This window comes from Streptomyces sp. NPDC005803, assembly GCF_040630435.1.
Taxonomy (GTDB): domain Bacteria; phylum Actinomycetota; class Actinomycetes; order Streptomycetales; family Streptomycetaceae; genus Streptomyces.
This window is the reverse complement of the sequence record NZ_JBEXXO010000002.1, coordinates 586,778-593,670: the sequence shown is the minus strand read 5'-3', so window position 1 is coordinate 593,670 and position 6,893 is coordinate 586,778. Positions and strand designations below refer to the sequence as shown.

10 protein-coding genes and 1 pseudogene are annotated in these 6,893 nt (G+C 69.0%); 2 read left to right on the top strand and 9 right to left on the bottom strand.

Going from position 1 to position 6,893, the window contains the following annotated elements:
* From ABZ454_RS05360 to ABZ454_RS05350, 3 genes and pseudogenes are all read right to left on the bottom strand, one after another.
* Nucleotides 1-278 (bottom strand): annotated as a pseudogene (locus tag ABZ454_RS05360) (hypothetical protein); the annotation flags it as partial.
* Nucleotides 269-616: an enoyl-CoA hydratase-related protein gene (locus tag ABZ454_RS05355; RefSeq protein WP_359536161.1), complete on the bottom strand. Its 348-nt coding sequence runs from the start codon at nt 614-616 to the stop codon at nt 269-271. The pseudogene ABZ454_RS05360 and the gene ABZ454_RS05355, both read right to left, overlap by 10 nt.
* Nucleotides 571-861 carry an enoyl-CoA hydratase-related protein gene (locus ABZ454_RS05350; RefSeq protein ID WP_359536160.1) on the bottom strand — a complete coding sequence of 97 codons (291 nt, stop codon included), beginning with the start codon at nt 859-861 and terminating at the stop codon, nt 571-573. The genes ABZ454_RS05355 and ABZ454_RS05350 overlap by 46 nt, the downstream gene beginning before the upstream one ends.
* Nucleotides 862-1,212: 351 nt before the next feature.
* Between ABZ454_RS05350 and ABZ454_RS05345 the strand changes: the two genes are divergently transcribed.
* Nucleotides 1,213-1,938, top strand: coding sequence for a GntR family transcriptional regulator (locus tag ABZ454_RS05345; protein ID WP_359536159.1), 726 nt, complete (start codon nt 1,213-1,215; stop codon nt 1,936-1,938).
* Here the strand turns inward: ABZ454_RS05345 and ABZ454_RS05340 are convergent.
* From ABZ454_RS05340 to ABZ454_RS05320, 5 genes are all read right to left on the bottom strand, one after another.
* Nucleotides 1,928-2,251 (bottom strand): zinc-binding dehydrogenase, encoded by a 324-nt coding sequence (locus ABZ454_RS05340; protein ID WP_359536186.1) that lies wholly within the window; start codon nt 2,249-2,251, stop codon nt 1,928-1,930. The genes ABZ454_RS05345 and ABZ454_RS05340 overlap by 11 nt on opposite strands.
* A gap of 168 nt (nt 2,252-2,419) precedes the next feature.
* Nucleotides 2,420-2,764: an alcohol dehydrogenase catalytic domain-containing protein gene (locus ABZ454_RS05335; RefSeq protein WP_359536158.1), complete on the bottom strand. Its 345-nt coding sequence runs from the start codon at nt 2,762-2,764 to the stop codon at nt 2,420-2,422.
* A 101-nt stretch (nt 2,765-2,865) separates the two neighbouring features.
* On the bottom strand, nt 2,866-3,573 hold the full coding sequence (locus ABZ454_RS05330; RefSeq protein ID WP_359536157.1) for a nitroreductase: 708 nt from the start codon (nt 3,571-3,573) through the stop codon (nt 2,866-2,868).
* A gap of 93 nt (nt 3,574-3,666) precedes the next feature.
* Nucleotides 3,667-4,407, bottom strand: coding sequence for an NAD(P)-binding domain-containing protein (locus tag ABZ454_RS05325; protein WP_359536156.1), 741 nt, complete (start codon nt 4,405-4,407; stop codon nt 3,667-3,669).
* A gap of 166 nt (nt 4,408-4,573) precedes the next feature.
* Nucleotides 4,574-5,185, bottom strand: coding sequence for a helix-turn-helix domain-containing protein (locus tag ABZ454_RS05320; RefSeq protein ID WP_359536155.1), 612 nt, complete (start codon nt 5,183-5,185; stop codon nt 4,574-4,576).
* Nucleotides 5,186-5,652: 467 nt separating this feature from the next.
* Here ABZ454_RS05320 and ABZ454_RS05315 point away from each other — a divergent pair, with 467 nt between their 5' ends.
* The gene (locus tag ABZ454_RS05315) at nt 5,653-5,943 is read left to right on the top strand and encodes a hypothetical protein (RefSeq protein WP_359536154.1); all 291 of its coding nucleotides are present in this window, start codon (nt 5,653-5,655) and stop codon (nt 5,941-5,943) included.
* Here the strand turns inward: ABZ454_RS05315 and lipA are convergent.
* A complete protein-coding gene (lipA, locus tag ABZ454_RS05310; RefSeq protein ID WP_359536153.1) occupies nt 5,898-6,854 on the bottom strand; it encodes a lipoyl synthase in 957 nt (318 codons plus the stop codon). The two genes, ABZ454_RS05315 and lipA, sit on opposite strands and share 46 nt — an antisense overlap.
* Nucleotides 6,855-6,893: the final 39 nt, after the last annotated feature.

The window sequence follows — 6,893 nt, the reverse complement described above, 5'->3', positions numbered from 1 at the left end:
GGAAGGGTGCGGTCACACCGTTCTGCGCGAGCTTGCGGACGACGCCGTCCAGTCACCCGCGGGTGCGCCGGAGACCGGCTGCTCTCGTGTTGGGCGGGGCACCGCTGTTGTTCTCCCGAGCCGTCGAACCCCGGAGGCCGGCGTTCGATGAAGCTGAGGACCCCCTCGCGGTAGTCGGGCGCCTGCTCGGCAGTGGCGAGCAACTCCCTGGCGCCGTCCCGGCTCTCGATGACGCCGCGAGCCTGGTCACCGATGAGCTGGCGCTTGATCAGGGACATCGTGTCCGGGCTCGAAGCGCGCGAGTCCGGTGGCGTACGCGACCGCTTCGGCCAGCAGGCGATCCGCTTCGACCAGGCGGTTCACGAGCCCCGTCGACAGGGCCTCGGAGGCAAGGAGGCGTCGGAAGGAGGCGTCGGGAGGACAGCAGCAGGTCGCTGGCGTGTCCGTATCCGACGAGCCGCGGAAGGGTCCAGGAGACCCCGTCCTTTGCGACGAGCCCCCGCGCGCTGAAGGCGGCGGCGAACTTCGCCCCCGGGGCGGCGAAACGCGCGTCACACATCAGCGCCTGGTTCAGACCGATCCCCGCCCAGGCCCCGTTGACGGCCGCGACACCCACTTCGGGCACATCAGGGGGCGGGCCCGCGGCGGCAGCCGGTCGGTCGGCCACGGGCGGGCGCCCGACGAGGCGGCGTCCAGCACGCCCGTGTCCTTCCCGGGGCAGAAGCTGCGTCCGGCTCCGGTGAGGACCACCGCGCGGACCTCCCTCTCGGCCTCGGTCCGATCGAACAACTCGGTGTAGAGCAGTTCCCTGTCGAGAGTCCAGGCGTTGTGGTGGTCCGGCCGGTTGAGAGTGAGGACCATGACCCCGTCTCCCGTGACCTCAGCTAGGATCACCGGTTCACCGAAACCCTCGGCCAAGGCCGTGGCTTTCCCACTTTCGGCTGTCGGTCGGCCAGACATAGGGCGCTCCGTTCACCCGTATCAACTGAATGAATTGCCTTTATCGAGACTTCGGCGTCGATTCTCGGTGTGTTGCTGTAGCCCTGCATCGGCAGAACACACGGCGCCCTGACCTGTACGCTGTATGCGTTCAGGCGATTCATTTGGCTATATGAGTGGAAGAGGAGGGCGGCGGTGGCTGAGCCAGCGCGCGTAGCGCGAGCATCGGGTGAGCCCGCTCGGGCGCGGGTTCCCGTGGGCAGACAGGTCCGGGTGCCGAAGACGGCCGAGCTGGTGGCCGGACAGCTGCGTCGGCAGATCGTTCGCGGTGAACTCGTACCGGGCGACGCGCTTCCTTCGGAGTCGGGTCTGATGGAGCAGTTCGGTATCTCCCGCCCCACTCTGCGAGAGGCTTTCCGGGTCCTGGAGTCGGAGGCCCTGATCACCGTGCGACGCGGCGCTCATGGCGGGGCCCGTGTCAGTGCTCCCGACCCCGATGTCGCCGCCCGCTACGCCGGCCTCATCCTGGAGTACCGCGGTGCCACCATCGGTGACGTCTATCGAGCTGCCGCCATCGTGGAACCTCCCTGCGTACGGCAGCTTGCCGCCAAGCCCAGTGCGGTCGCCGTGGCACGGCTCCGGGCCGCAGTGGCAGCCGAGAAGGACGTCATCGACGACCCTCTCGCCCTCGTGGAGGCCCAGGACCGTTTCCACGCGCTGCTCGTCGAACTCACGGGCAACCAGACCCTCATCCTGCTGTGCGGCATGCTGCGTCACATCGTCGACCGGGCGAACGCCGCCCATGTCGCCGCTTCCGCGGGCTCCGAGACGCACCGGGCCCAGGCACTCAAGGGTCACCGCGCCCACGCCCGGCTCGTGAACCTCATTGAGCAGGGCAAGGCGGAAGAGGCCGAGAAGCTGTGGTACCGCCACACCAGCAGCGCCGATGACGTGGTCAACGCCGCCGGCGCCAAGACTGTCCTCGAGCTCATCGACTAAGGGCTGCGGGGCGGCGTGACGATCGTCGGGCCGTGCTCGGAGCGATGATGGGGCCGACGCACCAGGACGCGTCGAATTGCCCCCACTTGCCGCTGGCGAAGCCGACCAGGAGCACGCGTGCCCCGCGGCTGACGGCCGAGGTGGCTTGGGCGTATGTTTCGCCGCCGACCGTGTCGTAGATGACGTCGGCGCCGTGCCCGCTGCCGAGTTCGAGCACCGTCCGGGCGAGGTCGTGTTCGCTGAGGTCGATGACGTGGTCGGCGCCCTGGAGCCGGCAGAAGCGCGCCTTGTCCTCGTTGCGGGCGGTGGCGATGACGGTGGCGCCCAGGGCCTTGCCGAGCTGGATGGCGGCTGAGCCCGTACGTCCCGAGCCGCCCAGGACCAGGAGGGTCTCGCCCTTGCGGAGCGTGGCCCGGTGCGCGAGGCCGACGTGGGCGACATGGTACGAGCCGGGGAAGCCGGCGGCCTGGGCGTCCGCGAGTTAGGCGGGGGCCGGCATCGCCCCGAGAACGGGGCTGAGCGTGTATTCGGCGAGTCCGCCGATGGCGATGTCGGCACGGCTCTTGCCCATGATCCGGGTGCCCGCGGGGAAGGGGTGTCCGAGGCCGGGCTTGTCCACGATGCCCACGATCTCCTGGCCGGGAGAGACGGGGGCCGAGGGAACAAGCGGGTAGCGGCCCTGGACCATCATCAGGTCGGGAAGCGCCACACTCGCGGCCAGGACACGCACGCGGGCCTCGTTCGGCTCAGGCTCGGGAAGGGGGACTTCCGCCTTCTCCAGGACGGTGTCCGGCGCGCCGAACTTGCTTGCCTGCCAGCGTTTCATGAAGGCATTCCTTTTCGGCCAGGGGAGAAGCGCCGAGCCGGTCGAGGCGGACGCCCCGTCCGGGTGCGGCCGCACAGCAGGCGCGCCCGGTGAAAGGGCGCCTACTGCGGGCCGAGGACTCCGGGGGTGTCGTGCAGGACGACACTCTGCTCCAGCGCGGCCCGTTCCATGCGGAAGCCGTTGGCCTGCGCGGTCTCGTCGGCGGCGCCGAAGGAGATGCCGAACAGCAGCTTGAGGTCCGCGGGTACGTCCAGAACCTCGCGGACCGTGTCGGCGTAGAAACCGAGCATGGTCTGCGGAATGCCGCCAAGTCCTCGGGCCGTCAGCGACAGCAGGAAGTTCTGGGCGTACATGCCGATGTCACCCGCCGCCCGCACCCCGTCCCCGAAGGCCGGCATGAAGAGGAGAGCGACATGGGGTGCGCCGAAGAAGTCCAGGTTCTCGCGGGCCGCGGCCTTCCTGGCCGCCCGGTCCGAGCGGGCGATGCCCATGGCTCCGTAGAGGGTCGCGGCATGGTGGTGTGCCCGGTCGAGGTAGGTGCCCTCGCCGAAGTCGGCGTAGTCGAAGGTGAAGTCGGGCGAGAGTCGTTCTTCCTCGTCGGCCTGGAGGAGTTCCTTGCTCAGTGCGTCCCGTGCCGCGCCGGAGACGACGTGCACCGTCCAGGGCTGCGTGTTGCAGTTCGACGGCGCCGCCTGCGCGTCCTCCAGCACGCCGCGGATCTCCGCCGGCGCCACCGGTTCGGGCAGGAACTTCCGCACGGAGTGCCGGGACCGCGCGAGGTCGGTGAAGGGCATGGCTGCGGTGGACAAAACGTTCCCTCTCAAGTTGCCCGGTACCGGGGCATGGGAGACCCGGTACCGGGTCTGGCGGTGGCGGTGGCGGTGGCGGTGGTGCGGTCGGCGTCAGCGGTGCAGGGAGCGGTTGAGTTCCACGATCTCGTCCAGCGAGGGCAGGGAGGGGAGAGAGGCCAGGTACTGAAGCTGGCGGTCACGGATGGCCGGTGTCTTCTCCTGGTCAGCCGCCTGCAGGGCCGGTCCCAGCTGGTCGAGGGTCAGCTCGGTGCAGTACGCGGGCGTCGCCGGCTGCTGGCGCCAGGAGTCGGCCAGCTTGCCCGCGTCGAAGGGGTCGAAGCCGGTCTCGTCCACCAGGCGCATGGCCACGTCCCGTGCTTCGTCGGAGTCGGCCGCGACCGGAAGCGCGATCCGGCCCGGCGTTCCCGCGGGAACGCCCCTGGTCTTCAAGGTGGCCTCCAGGACCGCGTTCCACGCCTTGACCACGGGCCGCTCCAGTTGCTCGGCCACCCACACGCTATCGGCCTGACCCTGCCCCACTCCCTCGATAGGAACGTTCCACGCCCCCAAGGGGACGTAGTTGGTGGTGTCGATGACGACGGTCTCGCTGGGTACGGAGGCGAAAAGGCCGGCCACTTCCTGGACCTTGAAGAACGGGACGGACAGGACCACGACGTCCTTGTTCTGTACGGCGTCGGCGGCCGTCACCGCCTGCGCCCCGAATTTCAGCACGTCCGCATCGATCGTCTCCGGGCCCCGGGAGTTGGCCACGGCGACCTCGTGCCCGCCCGCGCTGAAGACGCGCGCCAGTTCCGCCCCGATCGCTCCCGTTCCGAGAATGCCGATTCGCATAATTTGTCCTTACTGGAGGTGCATCTCTCCCCGGGAAAGGGGGGGCGAGATGTGATGACTGTGGGCGTGCGGGCCGGATGGCCCGCAGTTCAGGAGGAAGGGTGTCGCGGCACCCTTCCCATGGCTCTCCCGGCAGCCCGCCCGGGGCAGGGCGGTGGCCGGTGGTCTATGTGCGGTTGTTCTGGACGTCGTGCTCGCGGTAACCGACTTCGATGAGCGCGCGCAGGCGGTCGAGCGATTCCTCGTCGACGGTGCCGGTGCCCCTGACCCAGGCCACCGAGACAGACGCGAGGAAGAGGTCGTACCCCTTCACCGACGCTCTCGTGTCCCCGGCCTCCTGCGCGGCCCGTACGTACTCGTCGGTGGTGGCGATGAGCTGGTCGCACGGGAGGGTGAGGGGGTTGCCCGGTTCCTGTGCACGGGCCGCGGCCATGAGCGGTTCCGGCAGTCCGCTGAAGGCACTGAAGTACTCCTCCATCGCCCGCAGCCACTGGCGCAGCGCCTCAGAGGCGTCGCCGAGTCGCGCGATGTCCTCACGGCGGGCCACCAGCGCCTCGGAGCGTGTCTGCAGCACAGCCGCCAGCAGCGCCTCCCGGGTGGGGAAGTGCCGGTACAGCGTGCCGGCCCCGACGCCCGCCTCCTTGGCCACCGCATCCAGCGATGCGCCGACACCGTGCTGCAGGAAGTGACGCTGGGCCGCCTCCAGGAGAGTCGCCCGATTGCGCTGGACGTCAGCACGGGGCCTGCGCCCCTGCTGCTGTTCCCTGGTGCCGCTCATATGTCCTCCTGCCGTACACGATCCGACCACCGCACGAAACGGAGACCGCCTCCGGACCTGTTCGAGCGTAAAACGGAGATCGCCTCCGGTCAACTCGCCCCTTCCGGACAACGAAGGAATGCCGAGGCGCCACGCCTCCAGCCGGTCCGGTCGCGGCCTCCCTACCGAGGGCTTGCGCGAGGCTGTCGGGGTGTGCAGCCGGTTCAGCTTCAGCAACACGATCGCAAAGGCGCCCGTCACGGCCGAGGCGCTGGACGTCCCTGCCTTCGAGGAGGGCGCACTGCGCTACCGGGCCCTGTCCCGATTGGACAACGGAGGCTTCGCTCGGGCCCTGGTGACCGCTGTAGGGGTCGGAGGCGTCATCGCGACGATGCACGTCCTGGACACCACCGGGCCGATGCCACCCGAGAAGCTCGCCACGTTCAACCCGGATCCGGGCCGGAGGCGAGAACGGTTACCCGCAGGAGGTGGAGGAGGTCGTGCAGACTCATCCTGCTGTCGCTGCGACAGTGGTCCTCGGCATCCCGGACGACCGACCCGGCGAGACGGTGGCCGTCCGCGTCCGGCTTCGGCCGGGTGCAGAGCCGGACCCGGAGGCGTGGTACGCGTACGCGGCCGACCGGCTCGCCTCGTTCAAGGTGCCGCGCACGGGGCGGTTTCTCTCCGAGTTCCCGATGAGGTTACGGACGCGGTCGCTCACCGGGGGACGATGTCAGTTCGTGGCAGTCTGCTCACGACACTCGACCGCTCGCTGGTAGAGGCGACCGGCGCGATACGACGAACGGACCAGTGGTCCTGACATGACACCAGCGAAGCCGATCTCCTCGGCTTCGTGCTGCAGCTCCTGGAATTCCTGCGGCTCCACCCAGCGGGCCACCGGATGGTGCCGTGGTGTGGGACGGAGATACTGGGTGATGGTGATCAGCTCGCATCCGGCATCGTGAAGATCCTGGAGGGCCTGATGGATCTCGTCGCGGGTCTCGCCCATGCCGAGGATGAGGTTGGACTTGGTCACCAGATGCGCTTGACGGGCCTGGGTGATGACCGAGAGCGAGCGCTCGTACCGGAACCCCGGACGGATGCGCCGGAAGATGCGCGGAACCGTCTCCACGTTGTGTGCCAGCACCTCCGGACGGGCGGAGAACACCTCGGCCAGTTGCTCGGGCACCCCGTCGAAGTCCGGGATGAGCAACTCGACGCCGGTGGCGCCGCCTGGTCGGTCGCTGGTCATGGCGTGGACCTGCCGCACCGTTTCCGCGTACAGCCACGAGCCGCCGTCCGACAGATCGTCGCGGGCCACGCCAGTGATCGTGGCGTAGTTGAGGTCCATGGTGACGATGGACTCAGCCACTCGGCGGGGTTCGTCCCGGTCGAAAGCGGCGGGCTTACCCGTGTCGATCTGACAGAAGTCGCAGCGGCGGGTGCACTGGTCACCACCGATGAGGAAGGTCGCCTCGCGGTCTTCCCAGCATTCGAAGATGTTCGGGCAGCCGGCCTCCTGGCAGACGGTGTGCAGACCTTCCCGTTGCACCAAGGCCTGCAGCCCGGTGTAGGCGGGACCTGTTCTCGCTCGCGTCCTGATCCACGTCGGCTTGCTCTCCATGGGGGTCCGGCTGTTGCGGGCCTCGAGACGAAGTAGTTTCCTGCCGTCGGGCGAGACTGTGGACACGTGGTTGCTCCCTCACTCATCCATTCGGCGCCGGCCTGC